Origin of the sequence: Bacillus sp. YKCMOAS1 (genome assembly GCF_030268125.1) — a bacterium.
Taxonomy (GTDB): Bacteria; Bacillota; Bacilli; order Bacillales; family Bacillaceae; genus Bacillus; species Bacillus safensis.
On record NZ_BSEI01000002.1, the window covers coordinates 493,455 to 512,674 of the forward strand.

A 19,220-nucleotide genomic window follows, 5' to 3' on the forward strand; every position below is an offset into this window, starting at 1 on the left:
GAGTTGAAACGGAGGTTTTGTTTTTGCTGACAAAAGAATGGCGTATTCTCACGATTAATCCTGGCTCTACTTCAACAAAAATTGGTGTGTTTCATAATGAACGTTCTATTTTTGAAACGACACTTAGACATACAGATGAGGAATTAAAGTCGTTTCCTCATATCATTGATCAATTTTCTTTCCGCAAAGAAACCATTTTGAAAACACTGCATGAACAGGGGATGAATATCTCAAAGTTTGATGCAGTGTGCGCGCGTGGCGGTCTCCTTCGTCCGATTGAAGGAGGCACATATGAAGTCAATGAGCAAATGGTGAAAGATCTAAAAGAAGGATATGCCGGCCAGCATGCATCTAATCTCGGCGGAATCATCGCGAGAGAAATCGCACTTGGCCTGAATATCCCAGCTTTTATTGTCGATCCAGTTGTGGTGGATGAACTAAAGCCAATTGCTCGTATTTCAGGGCTGCCAACGATCGAAAGAAAAAGCATCTTTCATGCATTAAATCAAAAAGCGGTCGCAAGAAAAACAGCGGCTTCTTTTGGAAAAAGTTACGAAGATTTAAACATGATTATTACTCATATGGGCGGCGGTATCACCATTGGTGTTCATGAAAAAGGGAAAGTCATCGATGTGAATAACGGTCTGCATGGCGAAGGTCCTTTCAGTCCTGAGCGTGCGGGAACCTTGCCGACAGGTGATCTTGTAAATCTTTGTTTTTCGGGTGAGTATACCCAAGAGGAAATGCTCAAACGCATTATTGGTGAAGGCGGGCTAGCGGGCTATCTTGGCACGACAGACGCTGTAAAAGTGGAACGCATGATTGAAGCAGGTGATGAGCGTGCGGCGCTCATTTATGAAGCAATGTGCTATCAAATTGCCAAGGAAATTGGTGCGGCTAGCGCTGTTTTAAAAGGAGCAGTTGACGTCATTGTATTAACAGGCGGACTTGCGTACAGCAAACAAATTACATCAAGTATTCGCGGCTATATTGACTGGATTTCAGATGTTGTCGTGTATCCAGGTGAAAATGAGCTGCAATCGTTAGCGGAAGGTGCGCTTCGTATTTTAAAAGAAGAAGAATCACCGAAAGAATACCCAAATGATCAACAGGAAAAGAAAGGAGTGACAAGTCATGGCAACTGAATATGACCTCGTCATTCTTGGTGGAGGCACAGGCGGCTATGTAGCAGCCATCCGTGCCTCACAGCTTGGATTGAAAACAGCAGTTGTAGAAAAAGAAAAGCTCGGCGGAACATGTCTTCATAAAGGCTGCATTCCGTCTAAAGCGCTGCTTAGAAGTGCAGAAGTATATCAAACCGTCAAACGCGCAGCTGATTTTGGAGTTGAGGCAGGCGGCATTGCCTTGCAATTTGCCAATGTGCAAAAAAGAAAAACAGAGATTGTCGAAAAACTAGCAGGCGGCGTCAAACACTTAATGAAACAAGGGGAAATTGATGTATATGAAGGGATCGGCCGTATTCTTGGCCCATCTATCTTTTCGCCAATGCCAGGAACGATCTCCGTAGAAATGGCAAATGGAGAGGAAAATGAAATGCTCATTCCAAAGCAGGTCATCATCGCCACAGGCTCAAGACCGCGGGTACTGCCAGGGCTTGAAGCAGATGGAACTCACATCCTCACATCAGATGATGCACTTGAACTGCCAGAGCTTCCGCAGTCGATGCTAATTGTTGGAGGCGGAGTGATCGGAATCGAGTGGGCGTCTATGCTCAATGATTTTGGAGTAAACGTCACTGTGATTGAGTTTGCAGACCGCATTTTGCCAACAGATGATCATGACATTTCCAAAGAAATGGAAAAGTTGTTATCTAAAAAAGGCATCACCTTTGTTACAAATGCGAAGGTACTGCCAGAGAGCGTAGAAAAGCAGGAGAATCTTGTCACAATTCAAGCGGAAAAGGATGGAGACATTCAGACGTTTGAAGCGGAAAAACTCCTTCTTTCAGTCGGCAGAGTACCTAATATCGAGGGCATAGGTCTTGAAAACACGGACATCCAAACCGAAAAACAAGGCATTGTCGTGAATGAACATTATCAAACGAAAGAATCGCATATTTACGCAATAGGAGATGTCATTGGCGGGCTTCAGCTGGCACATGTCGCTTCCCACGAAGGTATGATTGCTGTTGAACATATGGCTGGGAAAGATCCAAAGCCGCTCGATGAAACGCTCGTATCTAAATGTGTTTACTCTCACCCAGAAACCGCTAGTGTTGGACTCACTGAACAGGCGGCAAAAGAGCAGGGCTTTGAAGTCAAAATAGGGAAATTCCCATTTATGGCGATTGGAAAAGCGCTTGTGTACGGGGAGTCTGATGGATTCGTCAAAATCATTGCCGATCAAAAGACAGATGATATTTTAGGAATTCATATGATTGGTCCTCATGTAACAGATATGATATCTGAAGCTGGATTAGCCAAAGTACTTGATGCAACCCCGTGGGAAGTGGGGCAGACGATACACCCGCATCCGACCTTATCAGAGGCGATTGGCGAGGCAGCCCTTGCTGTTGACGGGAAGGCGATCCATTTTTAATCAAGGAGGGAAACATGATGAGTAACATGCGTCATCAGGAATTAGGATTATCAGATGAACAAGCAATTGATATATATAGAACAATGCTTCTAGCGAGAAAAATCGATGAACGGATGTGGCTATTAAACCGTTCAGGTAAAATTCCATTCGTCATTTCTTGTCAAGGGCAGGAAGCGCAGCAAGTCGGTGCTGCATTTGCCCTTAATAGAGAAGAAGATTACGTCTTACCTTACTATCGTGATATGGGGGTTGTCCTTGCTTTTGGGATGACAGCAAAAGATTTAATGATGTCTGGTTTCGCAAAACAAGACGATCCAAACTCAGGCGGAAGACAAATGCCGGGGCATTTTGGACAAAAAGCAAATCGAATTGTGACCGGATCTTCACCTGTAACAACGCAGGTTCCTCACGCGGTGGGAATTGCCCTTGCTGGACGATTAGAGCAGAAAAACTTTGTCAGCTTTGTCACGTTCGGTGAAGGCTCATCAAACCAAGGAGATTTTCACGAAGGCGCTAACTTCGCTGCTGTGCATAAACTGCCTGTTATTTTCATGTGTGAAAACAATAAGTACGCGATTTCCGTGCCATATGACAAACAAGTGGCCTGTGAACGCATTTCAGATCGTGCGATTGGATATGGGATGCCTGGCGTAACTGTAGATGGAAATGATCCGCTTGAAGTATATGCCGCTGTCAAAGAAGCGAGAGACCGTGCGGCTAGAGGCGAAGGCCCGACATTGATTGAAACAATCTCTTACCGTTTAACTGCGCATTCAAGTGATGACGATGACTCAAGCTATCGAGAAAAAGAAGAAGTGCTCGAAGCAAGAAAGAAAGATCCGCTCATCCAATATGAAACGTATTTAATCGAAGGAAACGTCATGACTTCTGAAATGAAAGAAGAGATGACAAAAGAAATCATGCAAATCGTAAACGAAGCCACTGATGAAGCGGAAAACGCAGCTTATGCTGAGGCAGAAAGCGCACTTCGTTACGTGTATGCGGAGTAAGGGGGAAGAAAAATGCCTGTTATGTCATATATAGACGCCATTACATTGGCGATGAAAGAAGAAATGGAACGAGATCCGAAAGTGTTTGTGCTCGGAGAGGATGTCGGGAAAAAAGGTGGCGTATTTAAAGCGACAGCGGGTCTTTACGAGCAATTTGGAGAAGCGCGCGTCATGGATACACCTCTTGCAGAATCAGCCATTGCTGGTGTAGGTATTGGGGCAGCGATGTATGGAATGCGCCCAATTGCAGAAATGCAATTTGCGGATTTCATTATGCCTGCAATCAACCAAATCATTTCAGAGGCTGCAAAAATTAGATACCGATCAAATAATGATTGGAGCTGTCCAATGGTCATCCGCGCACCATACGGAGGCGGAGTACACGGGGCACTTTATCATTCACAATCGGTCGAAGCGATTTTTGCTAACCAGCCTGGTTTGAAAATTGTGATGCCTTCTACACCTTATGATGTCAAAGGTCTTTTAAAGGCTGCAGTGCGTGATCCAGATCCTGTATTGTTCTTTGAACATAAACGTGCATACCGCCTTATTAAGGGAGAAGTGCCTGAAGAGGATTACACTCTTCCGATTGGAAAAGCAGATGTGAAACGTGAAGGCGATGATATTACGGTCATTACATATGGCCTTTGTGTGCATTTTGCGCTGCAAGCAGCAGACCGCCTTGCAAAAGACGGCATTTCCGCTCATATTCTCGATTTGAGAACAGTGTACCCGCTTGATCAGGAAGCGATCATAGAAGCGGCTTCTAAAACAGGGAAAGTGCTTCTGTTAACGGAAGATACAAAAGAAGGCAGCATCATGAGTGAGGTTGCGGCAATCATTTCGGAGCATTGCTTATTTGATTTAGACGCACCAATCAAACGCCTGGCAGGACCAGATATTCCGGCAATGCCTTATGCGCCGACAATGGAGAAATTCTTCATGGTCAACCCGGATAAGGTAGAAGCTGAAATGAGAGAGCTAGCGGCGTTTTAAGAAAGAGGAGGGTTTCAAAGTGGCAATTGAACAAATGAAAATGCCTCAGCTAGGTGAAAGTGTAACAGAAGGAACTATTAGCAAATGGCTCGTTTCACCTGGCGATCATGTGAATAAATACGATCCAATTGCGGAAGTCATGACGGATAAAGTGAACGCAGAAGTCCCGTCTTCTTTTACAGGAACGATTACAAAGCTATCGGCTGAGGAAGGCGAAACGCTGCAAGTAGGAGAAGTGTTCTGTGAAATTGAAGTTGAAGGAAGCGAGCAGCAGAGCGAGAAAGAAGCAGCACCTGAGCAAAGCAAAGCGCCTGAAGCAGATCAAACAAATGAGAATCAAAGTCAAAAGAAACGATACTCTCCAGCTGTTCTTCGTTTAGCAGATGAGCATGGCATTGATTTAGCAGCTGTTCAAGGTACGGGAGCAGGCGGCCGAATTACTAGAAAAGATTTGCTGCAGCTTATTGAAAACGGCGGCGTCAAAGAGAAGACAGCTCCTGTCAATGAACGTGCTGTTCAACCGGAGCCTGCGCAGCCAACTCAAGCAAAAGCGACTCCTGCCATCCCTTCCATGCCTGGTGATGTTGAGCTGCCAGTCACGCCGATCCGACAGGCAATTGCGGCCAATATGCTGAGAAGCAAACATGAAATTCCGCATGCATGGACGATGATGGAAGTCGATGTGACAAATCTAGTGACAAGAAGAAATCAGCTGAAGGATCAGTTTAAAGCAAAAGAAGGCTTTAACTTGACGTTCTTTGCGTTCTTTGTCAAAGCTGTGGCTCAGGCCTTAAAGGAATTCCCTGAAATGAACAGTATGTGGGCCGGAGATAAAATTGTGCAGAAGAAAGCGATCAATGTTTCGATTGCTGTCGCTACAGATGACGCGCTTTTTGTTCCAGTCATTAAGGATGCGGATGAAAAGACCATTAAGGGCATCGCCAAAGAAATTCATGAGCTGGCGTCTAAGGTGAGACAAGGAACGCTCAAGCAAAGTGATATGGAAGGCGGTACATTCACTGTCAACAACACGGGATCATTTGGTTCAGTACAATCTATGGGAATCATTAATTATCCGCAAGCGGCGATTTTACAAGTAGAATCGATCGTGAAGCGTCCAATGATAGTAAACGGAATGATTGCGGCAAGAGACATGGTCAATCTTTGTCTTTCATTAGATCACAGAGTACTAGACGGTCTTGTATGCGGCAGATTCCTTCAGCGAATTAAACAAATCCTTGAAGGCATCGACGAGCAAACATCTGTTTATTAAAACAATCATTTTCCCCCTCCCGGCATGAGAGGGGGATTTCCACATCTAGGGGAAAGGAGCGATGATATGTCTGGACTAGATTTTTTTGCTTTTCTAACGATTGGTCTCATGTTTATCACAGCGATTGCCTTCGCTTTTCTGCGGTACATTTCTAAATCACGTAATCATCCTGAACGATTACTGCTTATCATATCGATCGTTTCAATCATTCAAATCGTGTACTGTCTGCTGATTGTCGGTGGCTTCAAAGGAGCTGCCAATAGCTTTTTAGGAATATCACTTCTAGCTGGTACACTTCTCGGATATGCACTTGAATATTTATACAGACGCTATATCAAAAAAAAGCCCGAATCAAAATGATGTCGGGCATTTTTTTATTCTGCTGGAACAATAAAGGTCAAATGCTGCTTTAACACTTCTAAAGAAGAGGGAGCCTTCATATAAACCTCACCATCCGTATCAGCATCCATTTCCTCTTTTGTGTGGATACGAATACTGGACGCTTGAATGAGAGACAGATCGCCGGTGAAATCCTCCAGCTCTTCCCGGTTCATTGAGAAGATCTCTTTCAAAGCAGAGAAACTCGTATTTCTGCAAATTAAGATTTCAGCTTTTCCATCATCAATGGATGCATTAGGCAAATCAATTTTATTTGTACCGATAAAATGTCCATTCATGACAAGAACGATGACAGCTTCCTCTTCCCAGCTTTCCTCTTCGGTCTCAATCCGTACGTGAAAAGGATCTGTTTGCTGCAGTGTGCGCAGGGCACTTGTGAAGTAGCTGATTTTACCGAGTACGGCTTTTTCCTTGTCGTTAATGTTGTTGGACGTGTCTGCGATCAGCCCAATTCCCCAAAAGTTTAATACGTATCGATCCTCTGCTTTGATTAAGTCGACCTTTTTCTCTTTGCCGTCTACAATCATTTGAGCGGCTTTTTGCATCTGTTGAGGAATACCAAGCGTTCTAGAAAAATCATTGCATGTCCCGCCTGGTAATATCGCTACAGCGGGCCTTTTTTCTAAGCCGCCAATACCGTTCATACATTCATGCACGGTTCCATCTCCGCCTAATATGATGAGCAATTCCACCGTCTCATCAATATGACGACAGAAATCATAAGCATCATTTGGCTGCTTTGTTGGTTTAAGAATGAGTTCATCAATATGTAGAGAAAGAAGAGGCACTGTTTGACCGAGTGTTTTTTCCATGTTTTTTTGTCCAGCATTTCCATTATAAATGAGCATCGCTTTTTTGAATTGTGCCATCACGCAGTTCTCCCTTTCATCTCTTTATCATCACTTTTCCCCAATTTGACAGCTCATAAACGATGTTCGGAAAAAGAGGCGATGGATAAGACAACACATTTGCCCGCAGGCGTTTTCCTTGTTATGATGGAGTTAAATGGTTATGGTACGCTAAAGGAGTGGACGGACATGAATATTGATTTTAATTTATTTATGAATGATATTGTAAAACAAGCGAGAGAAGAAATTAAGCAGGCAGGCTACACTGAGCTCACGTCAGCTGAAGAAGTAGACGAAGCACTGACTAAAAAAGGAACGGCACTTGTTATGGTGAATTCAGTATGCGGCTGTGCAGGCGGTATTGCAAGACCAGCTGCTGGCTATTCTGTTCATTACGATAAGCGTCCAGATCAATTGCTGACAGTGTTTGCTGGGCAGGACAAAGAGGCCACAGCAAGAGCTCGTGAATACTTTGAAGGCTTCCCGCCATCTTCACCATCCTTTGCCTTATTAAAAGATGGAAAAATCATCAAAATGGTCGAGCGTCATGAAATTGAAGGACACGAGCCAATGGAAGTCGTGTCAAAACTACAAGCCGCTTTTGATGAGCATTGCGAAGAAATCTAACATATGACTTTTGAATGAATAAATATAAAGCAGTCCGGTCTTTAGATCGGTCTGCTTTTTGTTTTATAAGACAATAGAATCAAAATAATTTTAGCAAAATACTATTGCATCTTAAAAAGAAAGTGTTTAAAATACATTATAGTGAATAAATATTCAAATCAATACATGATTTTAAATACTGGGAGGCATCATCATATGAAAAAGTGGTTATTATTACTTATGACAGCTGGTCTTGCAGCTGCACTCGCAGCATGCGGAACTTCTTCTAATAATTCAAACGCATCAGGAGATGACAAGACAATCGTGATGGCGACATCAGCAGATTATCCGCCATTTGAATCAAAAGACGGAGATAAAATTGTCGGTTTTGATGTAGATCTTGCAACAGCACTAGCGAAAAAGAACGGCTACAAGCTAGAAATTCAAGATATGGACTTTGCTAGCCTTGTATCAGCCCTCAAAACAAACAAAGCTGATATTGTCCTTGCAGGAATGACACCTACAGAAAAACGTAAAAAGCAAGTTGATTTCTCTGATGTTTATTACAATGCTAAAAACTTGGTTGTATCAAAGAAATCTAGCGGTATTAAAGTAGAGAAAGATTTAAAAGATAAAACAGTCGGCGTTCAATTAGGTTCTATTCAACAAGATGAAGCAAATGGTTTGCAAAAGAAATATAACCTTACAGTTGAAGACCGTAATAAAATTTCTGATATCATTCAAGAGATCAAAGCAGGCCGTTTTGATGCAGCAATTATTGAAGATAAAGTAGCTGCTGGTTACTTGAAAAAGGAAAAAGACTTCCAAGCATTTGGATTGAACAGCTCAAACGAAGGTTCAGCCATTGCATTCAAGAAAAATAGCGACTTAACAGCGAAGTTTAATAAATCATTAAATGAAATGAAAGATAATGGTGAACTTGATAAATTAATTAAAAAATGGTTTGCTGATGAAAAGTAAGTCAGGAAAAGGATCAGCGTCATTCAAGAAAATCAAGTAGAAAAGCGCTGAAAAGTTCAACTCGTGTTGAACTTTTTTCCTGTTTTGTATGAAGGCAAAAAAAAGGAGAATGTCATGTTTGATTTTAAAGATGTAATACCTCAGATGCCCTTTATTCTAGAAGGGCTTAAGGTCACGCTTTCTATTGTAGTGGTATCCCTTTTCCTTGGATTTATCTTAGGAATTTTATTAACGCTTTGTAAAATTAGTGTGTTTAAACCGCTCATTTGGATTGCAGACTTTTATACGTCAATTTTCCGAGGCACACCGCTTGTGCTTCAATTGCTCATTATTTATTTTGGTCTGCCTCAGCTTCTTGGGTTCCAAATCGATCAATACTGGGCTGCTGTAGCGGCATTTTCACTCAACTCGGCGGCATACGTATCTGAAATTATTCGTGCGGGTATTAATGCCATCGATAAAGGTCAAAAAGAAGCAGCCGTTGCTTTAGGCATCCCTTATGCTAAAATGATGAAGGACTTATTGCTTCCGCAGGCGTTTAAAAATATTTCACCTGCACTTGTGAATGAAACGATTACACTGACAAAAGAATCAGCGATTGTAACAGTCATCGGACTGGGTGATGTCATGAGACGAGCCTATCAAGCTGGGGCCGTCACGTATAATTATCTTGAACCGCTTATTTTTGCGGGTCTTATCTATTATGTCATCGTGCTTGTTCTCACCTTTGTCGGCAAATCGGTGGAAAGGAAGTTAAAATCAAATGATTAAAATAGAGAAACTCACAAAATCTTTTGGTAAAAACGAAGTTTTAAAGGGGATCGACACGACCATTAAAGAAGGGGAAGTTGTTGCCGTTATTGGACCATCTGGTTCAGGAAAATCGACCTTCCTCCGCTGCATCAACTTACTTGAAAAGCCGACTTCCGGTGTAATAACAATTAAGGACACTGAAATCACCAATCCAAAAACGAATGCACTAAAAGTGCGTGAGAACATCGGAATGGTATTTCAGCATTTCCATCTGTTCCCGCATAAAACCGTGCTGGAAAATATCACGTATGCTCCAATGAATGTGAAGAATCAATCGAAGGAAGACAGCATCAAGCAAGCTGAAGACCTGCTCAAAAAGGTAGGGCTTCTAGAGAAAAAAGATGATTTCCCGAACCGTTTGTCCGGCGGTCAAAAGCAGCGTGTGGCGATTGCACGTGCGCTTGCAATGACACCAGACATTATGCTGTTTGACGAACCAACGTCTGCCCTAGATCCAGAAATGGTCAAGGAAGTATTAGAGGTCATGAAAGAGCTGGCTCAATCTGGAATGACACTCGTCATCGTCACACATGAAATGGGCTTTGCAAAAGAAGTGGCTGACCGTGTGATCTTTATGGATGACGGGAAAATTGTAGAGGATGCAAACCCTGTACAATTTTTTGAATCACCGTCTTCACAGCGTGCGCAAGACTTCTTACAAAAAATATTATAAAGAAAAAAGGGAAGGAGACTTAACATCTCCTTCTTTTTTTGATTATAATGGGGAAAGTAAAAAAAGTTCATCATTTCACAAAAGTGAATGGAAACAAGACAGAAAAGAGTGAATCACATCATGTTTAAAATCGGCTACCGAACGCTGAAAACAGCATTAGGAACAGCGATCGCTATTTATATTGCACAATTGCTTGGCTTGCAAAATTATTCAGCTGCCGGGATTATTACGATCCTGTGTATTCAAGTGACAAAGAAAAGATCCCTCTTAGCATCGGGAGCCCGCTTTGCAGCATGCAGTCTCGCTATTTTATTTTCTTATTTATTTTTCGATCTGATCGGGTATCATCCTTTTGTGATCGGTTTGATGCTGCTTGTCTTTATTCCAACAACGGTTCTGCTACGAATTAAAGAAGGGATTGTCACAAGTTCAGTCATCATTCTCCATTTATACATGTCTGGCGGGATTACCCTGCATCTCATTTGGAATGAACTGCTGCTGATTACCATTGGTGTTGGGGTAGCGCTGATTATGAACCTCTATATGCCTAGTGTTGATAAAAAGCTCAAACGCTACAGCGAACAGATTGAAGCCAACTTTGCTAAAATCTTTGAAGAAATCGAGCAATACTTAATGACAGGGAAGCAAGACTGGACAGGAAAAGAAATACCAGAGACACATCAATTGATTAAAGAAGCAAAAGCTCTTGCATATCGTGATGTTGAAAACCATGTATTAAGACATGAAAACCTGTATTATCATTATTTCAACATGAGACAAAAGCAATTTGAAATCATTGAGCGTGTGCTGCCCAAAATTACGTCGATTTCCGTCACAACGGAGCATGGACAAATCATTGCAGAATACATTAGAGACTTACGCGAACATATTCACCCAGGGAACACAGCGCATAAGTTTTTAAGACGTCTCATTGATATGAAAGAAGAATTCGACGCACTTCCGCTCCCGCAAACACGAGAAGAATTTGAGGCAAGAGCGGCACTCTTTCATTTCCTCGGTGAAATGGAACAATATTTAGTACTGAAAAGCTATTTTAAAGGGATGAAAGAATAGAGACGCATGAGTTCCTCCTTCATTGGTCAATCTAATGAAAAAGGAGGAGCCTATGCGTCTTTTATTTTATACCGTACTGACCATGTCCCTTTCACCTATCTGGCCGCTTGGGCAAAACCCGCTGCCAGGTGACCCATTTGTCATTATTAATAAACAAACAAATGAACTTGCCTTTATTGATCAAGGGAAAATTCAAAAAGTATATCCTGCCTCTACAGGAAAAACAGCAGATTTAACGCCAGAAGGTGAATTTACCATTATGATCAAAGCGAAAGATCCCTATTACAGAAGAAAAAATATTGAAGGCGGTGCGAAGAATAATCCTCTTGGACGAAGATGGATTGGATTTGATGCACGAGGAACAGATGGCAGAACCTACGGAATTCATGGAACGAGTGATGAAACTTCGATTGGGAAATTTATCACGGCAGGCTGTGTGAGACTTCATAATCAAGATGTAGAGCTGCTGTTTGATCAGCTTCCAATTGGAACAAAGGTATGGATTACAAAATCAAGTGCTTCCTTTGAAACGCTTGCCAAAGACAAACAGGCCATTCGTTGATATCCCGAATCACCTGCTTGTCTGCTTTTATTCAATCCTTATAAAAAGGCTGCTGCTCCTGCTAAAAGTGAAGAAACTAACAGCAGGCTAATCATAAGCAATACCATAAATTTCATGAATTTTTGAGACATATCGCACCCCTATAACCGAAGATTTTTGCGACAAGCGCAGTTGTCTTTATTTTATCTGGTTTTTTCATATGCGACAAGTGATCAGCAAAGGAAGTGAACGGATGACACAAATCGATCATATTGCCATTGCCGTCTTTTCTATTAAAGAAACATCTCAAACGCTTCATCAGCTATTTAATTGGCATTTTTCAGACATACAAGAGATTCCTGAGCAGGAGATTAAAGCGTCCTTCACTTCACTTGATGATCTGCACATTGAATTAATTGAGCCAATCTCAGCCCGCAGTAAACTACATAATTTCTTAACAAAAAGAGGAGAGGGGCTTCATCATATTGCGCTAAAGTCGGGTGACATTCAGGCTGATCTTAGCCGTCTCGATCACCTTGGCGTGCAGCTTCTCCAAAAAACAGCACAGATGGGCGCCAGCGGAAAGCAAATTGCATTTATTTCACCTAAAGAAACGTCAGGTGTGTTATTTGAATTGTGCGAGTCCTTGAAAGGAGAGAAACATAGTGATGAATGAATCATTCAATGACTTGTCTGAATGGCGGAAGAAAGCGCTAATGGGTGGCGGCGAAAAACGAGCAGCGGCTCACAAGAACAAGGGAAAGCTGACGGCTCGAGAGCGGCTTCATGAACTTCTTGACGAGGGCAGCTTGATGGAAATTCAGTCATTTGCAACAGGCGAGCTCTCAGAGCATGTTGGAGACGGTGTCGTCATTGGAACGGGACTCATTCATGGAAAACCAGTATGTGTTTATGCACAAGATGCAACAGTATACGGAGGCTCTTTAGGCGAAATGCATGCGAAAAAAATAGCCTCTTTAATGGATCTGGCCGCTAAAAATCAAATGCCGGTCATCGGTCTAAAAGACTCAGGTGGTGCGAGAATTCAAGAGGGTGTGGTATCATTAGAAGGATACGGACAGATTTTTAAACGGAATGTGCTGTACTCTGGTCGAATCCCGCAAATATCTGTTATTTTAGGATCATGTGCTGGAGGTGCAGTCTATTCTCCTGCATTGACTGATTTTGTCTTCATGACAGAGCAAACAGCTCATATGTTTTTAACTGGTCCGAAAGTAATAGAAAAAGCAACAGGAGAAACGGTCTGTCCTGACCGTCTTGGCGGTGCAAGTGTTCAGCATCAGACAAGCGGGAATGTGCACTATACTGGGAAAGATGAGAAGGACGTGTTAAAAGCGGTTCGAACTCTTTTAACGTACATACAAACGAAACAACAATCTGTCACACGCGCTGGGGCACGAAAGCACGATTCCGCCGATCCAGGCAGAATTCTGCCAAAGGATCCATCACGCACCTATGATGTCAAACAAGTGGTGACAGCGATAACCGATCCAGACTCATTCTTTGAAACGCAGCCTTGTTTCTCAAAAAATATTGTCACAGGTTTTGCCAGATTACAAGGAGCCTCCATTGGTATTGTTGCCAATCAGCCAAAGGTGCTGGCAGGCAGCCTTGATCTTGACGCTGCCGATAAAGCGGCCAGGTTTATTCGATTTTGTGATGCGTTTCATATTCCGATCTTAACCCTTGTGGACGTTCCTGGTTTTTTACCAGGGGAGAAAGCTGAGCATGCAGGAATTATCCGCCACGGTGCAAAGCTTTTATATGCGTATGCTGAAGCAACCGTTCCCAAAATCACTGTGATTTTAAGAAAGGCGTTTGGCGGTGCTTATGTCGCGATGAATAGCAAGGGCTTAGGCGCTGACTTTGTTTATGCATGGCCAGAGGCCGAAATTGATGTCATGGGGAAAACGTTCGCAGACGAAATTGTTCATCCTGCTTCGCGCGAGTCTGAAAACAAACCAAGTGTATGGAAAGCTGCCCAGGCAGGTCTGATAGACGATATTTTTATGCCAGCTGAAACGAGAGAGCGATTGATCCGCTCATTTGATTTGCTTCGCAGTAAGGAAGAAGATAGACCGTTAAAAAAGCATGGCAACATGCCGCTATAAGAGGAGGAGCATCATCATGATCAATGAAAAACGCTTACTAGACGAATTTTTAGAATTAGTTCAGGTTGATTCAGAAACAAAACACGAAGAGAAAATTGTTGAAGTATTAAAAGAAAAATTCTCGCAGCTTGGTCTTAAAGTGGTTGAAGACGATTCAAAAGCGGCAACAGGTCACGGTGCAGGCAACCTTGTCTGCACATTAGAAGGAAATCAAGAGGCAGATACGATTTATTTCACTTCTCATATGGATACAGTTGTGCCGGGAAATGGCGTAAAGCCAGTCATTGAGGACGGCTATGTGAAAACAGATGGAACAACCATTCTTGGTGCTGACGATAAAACAGGACTTGCTGCTATGTTTGAAGCGATCCGTGTGCTGAAAGAGAAAAATTTACCGCACGGGAAGATTGAATTTGTGATCACAGCAGGCGAGGAATCAGGACTTGTTGGAGCAAAAGCGTTAGACCCAAATTTGATGACAGCGAAATACGGCTATGCCCTTGATTCAGATGGCAAGGTTGGTACGATTATCGTAGCTGCACCAACACAGGCAAAAGTACGCGCAACGATTTACGGAAAAACCGCTCACGCAGGTGTCGCGCCTGAAAAAGGTGTGTCTGCGATTACTATTGCATCTAAAGCAATTGCCAGCATGCCACTTGGCCGAATTGATGAAGAAACTACGGCGAATATCGGCCGTTTTGAAGGCGGAACACAAACGAATATTGTGTGCGATCAAGTCGATATTTTGGCGGAAGCACGCTCTTTAGAGCCAGCAAAAATGGAAGCTCAAGTAGCGAAGATGAAAGAAGCCTTTGAAAAAACCGCTAAAGAAATGGGCGGAAGTGCCGATGTACAAATTGACATCATGTATCCAGGCTTCAAATTCTCACACGGCGATCAAGTCGTAGAAGTGGCGAAAAAAGCGGCAGCAAAAATTGGCCGTCCTTCAGAACTGCAGACGAGCGGCGGAGGCAGTGATGCAAACGTCATTGCAGGCAACGGCGTCCCAACTGTCAACCTAGCTGTTGGATATGAAGATATTCATACGAAAAATGAGAAAATGCCGATTGAAGAATTAGTCAAAACAGCTGAAATGGTTCTCGCCATTATCGAAGAAACGACAAATCCATCGTAAAGGCAGGAGACTCTGTGAGCGCGCAAAAGATTATTATTTTTCAGGTGGGGCAAGAGGAGTTTGGCATCAGTGTAGAGCATATTCGTTCGATTGAAAAGGTCCCTTACTTACAAGAAGTATCGAACCTTCCAAAAGAAATTAAAGGGCTGATGTCATTAAGAGGAGAGGTCATTCCTGTCAGTGACACAGGTGTGATGCTTCACGGAAAGCCTCTTGATGTAAACGAGCAGTCAAAGGTGCTGCTATTTGAAGTAAACGATCAAATGATTGGCTGTCTTGTCTCAGATGCAAAAGATATTATCGATATCGAGCAAAGCGAGATCAAGCCATTTCATATGAACACGAAGGCCTCTGAATATTTCTTCGGCGTTGTGGAGAGAGAAAACAAAATGATTTTACAAGTGGACCCAAATAAGTTCCTTGGGAAAATTGAGGACCTCGATCAATTGCCAGACCGGTTGAAAGAAGAATTGGCATAATGAAAAGCCCCTTATCTTTAGATAAGGGGTTTATTTTTATTCAGCAGCTGGTTTGGCTTGTTCGTTAGCCGCAGCTTTCGTTTTTGATTTTTGGTACATGACATTTAAAATAATCGTTTGAATCGTGAGTAGTAGTCCGCTTGTCATCCAGTATAAAGGAAGAGCAGCGGGTGCATTAATTGAAAGAAACAGCATCATGATCGGGAAAATCATGCCCATCACTTTCGCCTGCTTCAGCGCAGCCTCTGTCTGGGTGCCTGATTGCTTCGCATATTTTTGCGTGACATAAAATTGTAAGAAATACATAGCCCCTGCAAAAATCGCCACCAATAAATCGGTTTGTCCTAAATTAAACCATAAGAACGTATGAGTTGCGATCTCAGGTGTTGAGCGGATTGCTGAGTAAAAGCCAAGAACAATTGGAATTTGAATCAGCATCGGCAGACAGCCCATGGCAAGCGGGTTCACATTGTTCTCTTTATATACTTTCATCATTTCCATTTGTAGTTCTTTTTGTTTTTCAGGTTCTTTCGTTTTCTTCAATTTGCTTTGTATTTGGTCAATCTGAGGCTTCACCAATGCCATTTTTTCCTGCATGACTCTTTGCTTCTTAAATTGATTCGCAAAAAGCGGGAAAATCAGCAGGCGGACAATCAAGGTGACGAACATAATCGATAAACCATAATCATCATGAAAGAAGTTCGCAAGCCAAATGATCAGCTCAGAAAAAGGCTGAACAAAATAATGATGGAAAAACCCATCAGAGCTCGTATTCGTTTGCGCACTCGCTGCAAATGCAGGTGACGCAATCATCATCAAACATAAAGTCGTAAAAACAGTCAATAAACGTTTCAATTCGTTTCCTCCTCATGATTAAAAAAATTTAATTAGCGAGAGGAAGCGAATGGTCTTCATCATCATTAGATGATCTTTTCATTCGAATGACTTTACTAATCCAAGTTGTAATGCGATCATATATGATAAACAGAAAGTCTGTTCGATTCAAGCAAGATGCGTCCAACTCTTCCAAACGATGCCCACCAAGGTGTTCGTTCATACGGCAGTCTTTTAGTAAAAACGCAATGCCGATGGCCGTCAGCGCTGGAAGAATAATCGTAAAGAATTCAACAAGGAAAAAGACTTCATTGAATGTATCAATAATCATGATTATCACATCCATTTCATTACTCACAGTGTACTATACACATGGTTAAATGTCTAACAGAACCGCGTGTTTTCTCCATTAAATAAAATTCCTTATTATGTATAAAATAGTAAATGTCATCCAAACTTCATATTTCCTATCCTATAATGAGGGGGATGAAAAGAAATGGAGGTTTTGAATATGACAAGTATTTACCCAAAGTTTCGAGCAGCTGCGGTACAAGCAGCACCAGTCTATTTAAATTTGGAAGCAAGCGTTGAGAAATCATGTGACCTGATTGACGAGGCAGCTTCAAATGGTGCAAAGCTTGTGGCATTCCCAGAAGCATTTTTACCAGGTTATCCTTGGTTTGCTTTTATTGGTCATCCAGAATATACAAGAAAGTTCTATCATGAATTATATAAAAATGCAGTTGAAATCCCTAGCTTAGCCATTCAAAAAATCAGTGAAGCAGCAAAAAGAAATGAAACGTACGTTTGTATATCATGCAGTGAAAAAGATGGCGGCTCTCTCTATTTAGCTCAGCTTTGGTTTAATCCAAATGGAGATTTAATAGGAAAACATCGGAAAATGAGAGCTTCTGTAGCAGAAAGACTCATTTGGGGGGATGGAAGTGGCAGTATGATGCCAGTGTTTGAAACTGAAATTGGAAACCTAGGCGGATTGATGTGCTGGGAGCATCAAGTCCCGCTAGATCTTATGGCGATGAATGCCCAAAATGAGCAGGTACATGTAGCCTCTTGGCCAGGTTATTTTGATGATGAAATATCAAGCAGATATTATGCCATCGCGACACAGACATTTGTGCTGATGACATCATCTATATATACGGAAGAAATGAAAGAGATGATTTGTTTAACGCAGGAGCAAAGAGATTACTTTGAAACATTTAAGAGCGGGCATACGTGCATTTACGGGCCGGATGGGGAGCCGATCAGTGATATGGTTCCAGCTGAAACAGAGGGAATTGCTTACGCTGACATTGATGTAGAAAGAATCATTGATTACAAGTATTATATTGATCCGGCTGGACACTACTCCAATCAAAGTTTGAGTATGAATTTTAATCAACAGCCTACTCCGGTTGTGAAACAATTATCCCCTCAAAAAAATGAAGTATTCACATATGAGGACATTCAATATCAACATGGTATACTTGAAGAAAAAGTGTAAATGAACGTGAAACCTTCTCTTTTTTAGAGAAGGTTTTTTTAAGGAAAGATGAAGTAAATCAATGTATAATCAAAAGCAACTGATCAAAATTTAGGTAGACAAGAAAATGGGGTTATGCCAATGTCAAATATTATTTTTCATATAGACATGAATGCTTTTTATGCCAATGTAGAAATGGCGTATGATCCTTCTTTGCGAGGGAAACCTTTAGCCATCAGCGGAAATGCAAAAGAGCGTAAAGGGATTGTTGTGACGTGCAGCTACGAGGCGAGAGCATTAGGTGTGAAGCCCCCGATGCCCTTGTGGGAGGCGAAGCGGCTATGTCCGGGACTCATTGTCCGCACACCGAACTTTGACCGGTACCGCAGCTCCTCACAAGAGATGTTTACAATACTTAGAGAATACAGCGATTTAGTCGAACCTGTATCGATTGATGAGGGCTACATTGATTTAACGCATACGCCATATGCCGAGCATGCGGTAAAAACGGCTCATGATATTCAAACAAGGCTAGTAGAGGAGCTGATGCTTCCTTCAAGTATCGGCATTGCACCGAATAAATTTTTAGCGAAAATGGCGTCTAATTGGAAAAAGCCAATGGGCATCACCATATTGCGTAAACGAGATGTTCCGAACATGCTTTGGCCGCTCCCTGCTGGTGATATGCATGGGGTTGGACAAAAAACGGCAGATAAATTGAAAACCATCGGAATTCATACTATAGAAGACTTAGCGAAAGCGAATGAGTATACGCTAAAAGAATTGCTTGGCATTAATGGACCGAGATTAAAGCAAAAGGCGAACGGTGAACATGACGGCATCGTGGACCCAGAAAGAATATACGAATTTAAATCCGTCGGCAATTCATCCACTCTGCCTCATGATTCGGATGATTCAGATGAACTTGTCACGTTAATTGATAAGCTGTCACAATCTGTGAGTGCAAGGTTAAGGAGAAAAGAAGTGATGGCGAATCGGCTGCTCATCATGATTCGGTATGCAAGCTGGAAAAATATCACGCGAAGTGTCATGCTCACAAATCCAACGGATCGAAAGGAAGACATATTTGAAGCGGCAAAGCAGTTATTCCTGAAACATTGGAATGACCAGCCAGTGAGGCTCTTAGGTGTGACGGGGACGGACCTTGTCGAACGAAAAGCAGCCGTTAAACAGCTTGATTTATTTTCATATACAGAAGATGCAAAAGAAGAGCCCCTCCAAACCATTTTAGATGGACTGAAAGAAAAATATGGAAAGCCACTGGTGCAAAGAGGGATCACCATTAAGGAAAAAGAGAGTAAAACAAGCGGGACAAGTTTTAATAAAGATTTTTTTCAGGACGAAAGAGGAAATGACTAGC

The 19,220-nt window shown here is 42.2% G+C and carries 22 protein-coding genes; 18 read left to right on the plus strand and 4 right to left on the minus strand.

Annotation, left to right across the window (positions count from 1 at the left end; translation table 11 throughout):
- Nucleotides 1-23 precede the first annotated feature (23 nt).
- The 6 genes from buk to QSJ46_RS07395 all read left to right on the plus strand — a co-directional run bounded on the left by buk (nt 24) and on the right by QSJ46_RS07395 (nt 6,198).
- Nucleotides 24-1,145: a butyrate kinase gene (gene buk, locus QSJ46_RS07370; RefSeq protein WP_039179830.1), complete on the plus strand. Its 1,122-nt coding sequence runs from the start codon at nt 24-26 to the stop codon at nt 1,143-1,145.
- Nucleotides 1,135-2,559 carry a dihydrolipoyl dehydrogenase gene (gene lpdA / locus QSJ46_RS07375; RefSeq protein WP_285604521.1) on the plus strand — a complete coding sequence of 475 codons (1,425 nt, stop codon included), beginning with the start codon at nt 1,135-1,137 and terminating at the stop codon, nt 2,557-2,559. Before buk ends, lpdA begins: the two co-directional genes overlap by 11 nt.
- Before the next feature lie 17 nt (nt 2,560-2,576).
- The gene (locus tag QSJ46_RS07380; RefSeq protein WP_039179824.1) at nt 2,577-3,569 is read left to right on the plus strand and encodes a thiamine pyrophosphate-dependent dehydrogenase E1 component subunit alpha; all 993 of its coding nucleotides are present in this window, start codon (nt 2,577-2,579) and stop codon (nt 3,567-3,569) included.
- Between the two features lie 12 nt (nt 3,570-3,581).
- Nucleotides 3,582-4,565, plus strand: coding sequence for an alpha-ketoacid dehydrogenase subunit beta (locus tag QSJ46_RS07385; RefSeq protein ID WP_024422925.1), 984 nt, complete (start codon nt 3,582-3,584; stop codon nt 4,563-4,565).
- Nucleotides 4,566-4,584: 19 nt separating this feature from the next.
- Entirely contained in the window at nt 4,585-5,838 is a 1,254-nt protein-coding gene (locus QSJ46_RS07390; protein WP_285604522.1) for a dihydrolipoamide acetyltransferase family protein, read from the plus strand.
- A 66-nt stretch (nt 5,839-5,904) separates the two neighbouring features.
- Nucleotides 5,905-6,198 (plus strand): YesK family protein, encoded by a 294-nt coding sequence (locus QSJ46_RS07395; protein ID WP_039179818.1) that lies wholly within the window; start codon nt 5,905-5,907, stop codon nt 6,196-6,198.
- 14 nt (nt 6,199-6,212) lie between these two features.
- On the opposite strand, the gene QSJ46_RS07400 is transcribed toward QSJ46_RS07395, so the two are convergent.
- Nucleotides 6,213-7,106 carry a YegS/Rv2252/BmrU family lipid kinase gene (locus tag QSJ46_RS07400; RefSeq protein ID WP_144490302.1) on the minus strand — a complete coding sequence of 298 codons (894 nt, stop codon included), beginning with the start codon at nt 7,104-7,106 and terminating at the stop codon, nt 6,213-6,215.
- A gap of 168 nt (nt 7,107-7,274) precedes the next feature.
- On the opposite strand from QSJ46_RS07400, the gene QSJ46_RS07405 reads away from it, so the two are divergent.
- The 6 genes from QSJ46_RS07405 (at nt 7,275) to QSJ46_RS07430 (ending at nt 11,794) form a co-directional block, all read left to right on the plus strand.
- Entirely contained in the window at nt 7,275-7,712 is a 438-nt protein-coding gene (locus QSJ46_RS07405; protein WP_024428021.1) for a BrxA/BrxB family bacilliredoxin, read from the plus strand.
- A gap of 195 nt (nt 7,713-7,907) precedes the next feature.
- A complete protein-coding gene (locus QSJ46_RS07410; RefSeq protein WP_047202263.1) occupies nt 7,908-8,672 on the plus strand; it encodes a transporter substrate-binding domain-containing protein in 765 nt (254 codons plus the stop codon).
- A gap of 114 nt (nt 8,673-8,786) precedes the next feature.
- On the plus strand, nt 8,787-9,443 hold the full coding sequence (gene artQ, locus QSJ46_RS07415) for an arginine ABC transporter permease ArtQ (protein ID WP_039179807.1): 657 nt from the start codon (nt 8,787-8,789) through the stop codon (nt 9,441-9,443).
- On the plus strand, nt 9,436-10,158 hold the full coding sequence (gene artM, locus QSJ46_RS07420) for an arginine ABC transporter ATP-binding protein ArtM (RefSeq protein ID WP_034280282.1): 723 nt from the start codon (nt 9,436-9,438) through the stop codon (nt 10,156-10,158). Before artQ ends, artM begins: the two co-directional genes overlap by 8 nt.
- Nucleotides 10,159-10,278: 120 nt before the next feature.
- A complete protein-coding gene (locus QSJ46_RS07425; RefSeq protein WP_024422917.1) occupies nt 10,279-11,232 on the plus strand; it encodes an aromatic acid exporter family protein in 954 nt (317 codons plus the stop codon).
- A 52-nt stretch (nt 11,233-11,284) separates the two neighbouring features.
- Nucleotides 11,285-11,794, plus strand: a complete 510-nt coding sequence (locus tag QSJ46_RS07430) for a L,D-transpeptidase (RefSeq protein WP_041106809.1) — start codon at nt 11,285-11,287, stop codon at nt 11,792-11,794.
- Between the two features lie 38 nt (nt 11,795-11,832).
- Here QSJ46_RS07430 and prli42 read toward each other — a convergent pair whose 3' ends face one another.
- Complete coding sequence (gene prli42 / locus QSJ46_RS07435) at nt 11,833-11,925, minus strand: stressosome-associated protein Prli42 (RefSeq protein WP_149126490.1); 93 nt, start codon at nt 11,923-11,925, stop codon at nt 11,833-11,835.
- A 101-nt stretch (nt 11,926-12,026) separates the two neighbouring features.
- Between prli42 and mce the strand changes: the two genes are divergently transcribed.
- From mce to QSJ46_RS07455, 4 genes are read left to right on the plus strand one after another with little or no spacing between them, the layout of a single operon-like run.
- Nucleotides 12,027-12,449, plus strand: coding sequence for a methylmalonyl-CoA epimerase (mce, locus tag QSJ46_RS07440; RefSeq protein WP_107163385.1), 423 nt, complete (start codon nt 12,027-12,029; stop codon nt 12,447-12,449).
- Nucleotides 12,442-13,905 carry an acyl-CoA carboxylase subunit beta gene (locus QSJ46_RS07445; protein ID WP_285604609.1) on the plus strand — a complete coding sequence of 488 codons (1,464 nt, stop codon included), beginning with the start codon at nt 12,442-12,444 and terminating at the stop codon, nt 13,903-13,905. Before mce ends, QSJ46_RS07445 begins: the two co-directional genes overlap by 8 nt.
- 16 nt (nt 13,906-13,921) lie before the next feature.
- Nucleotides 13,922-15,043 (plus strand): tripeptidase T, encoded by a 1,122-nt coding sequence (locus QSJ46_RS07450; RefSeq protein ID WP_073979640.1) that lies wholly within the window; start codon nt 13,922-13,924, stop codon nt 15,041-15,043.
- Between the two features lie 14 nt (nt 15,044-15,057).
- On the plus strand, nt 15,058-15,522 hold the full coding sequence (locus QSJ46_RS07455; RefSeq protein WP_039179788.1) for a chemotaxis protein CheW: 465 nt from the start codon (nt 15,058-15,060) through the stop codon (nt 15,520-15,522).
- Nucleotides 15,523-15,558: 36 nt separating this feature from the next.
- Here the strand turns inward: QSJ46_RS07455 and QSJ46_RS07460 are convergent, their stop codons facing one another.
- The gene (locus QSJ46_RS07460) at nt 15,559-16,377 is read right to left on the minus strand and encodes a membrane protein insertase YidC (protein WP_052773100.1); all 819 of its coding nucleotides are present in this window, start codon (nt 16,375-16,377) and stop codon (nt 15,559-15,561) included.
- Nucleotides 16,378-16,405: 28 nt separating this feature from the next.
- Entirely contained in the window at nt 16,406-16,687 is a 282-nt protein-coding gene (locus QSJ46_RS07465; protein WP_039179781.1) for a hypothetical protein, read from the minus strand.
- A 180-nt stretch (nt 16,688-16,867) separates the two neighbouring features.
- Between QSJ46_RS07465 and QSJ46_RS07470 the strand changes: the two genes are divergently transcribed.
- Together QSJ46_RS07470 and QSJ46_RS07475 are read left to right on the plus strand one after the other, a co-directional pair.
- Complete coding sequence (locus QSJ46_RS07470) at nt 16,868-17,860, plus strand: carbon-nitrogen hydrolase family protein (RefSeq protein ID WP_285604523.1); 993 nt, start codon at nt 16,868-16,870, stop codon at nt 17,858-17,860.
- 114 nt (nt 17,861-17,974) lie between these two features.
- The gene (locus tag QSJ46_RS07475) at nt 17,975-19,219 is read left to right on the plus strand and encodes a DNA polymerase IV (RefSeq protein WP_047202259.1); all 1,245 of its coding nucleotides are present in this window, start codon (nt 17,975-17,977) and stop codon (nt 19,217-19,219) included.
- Nucleotide 19,220: the final 1 nt, after the last annotated feature.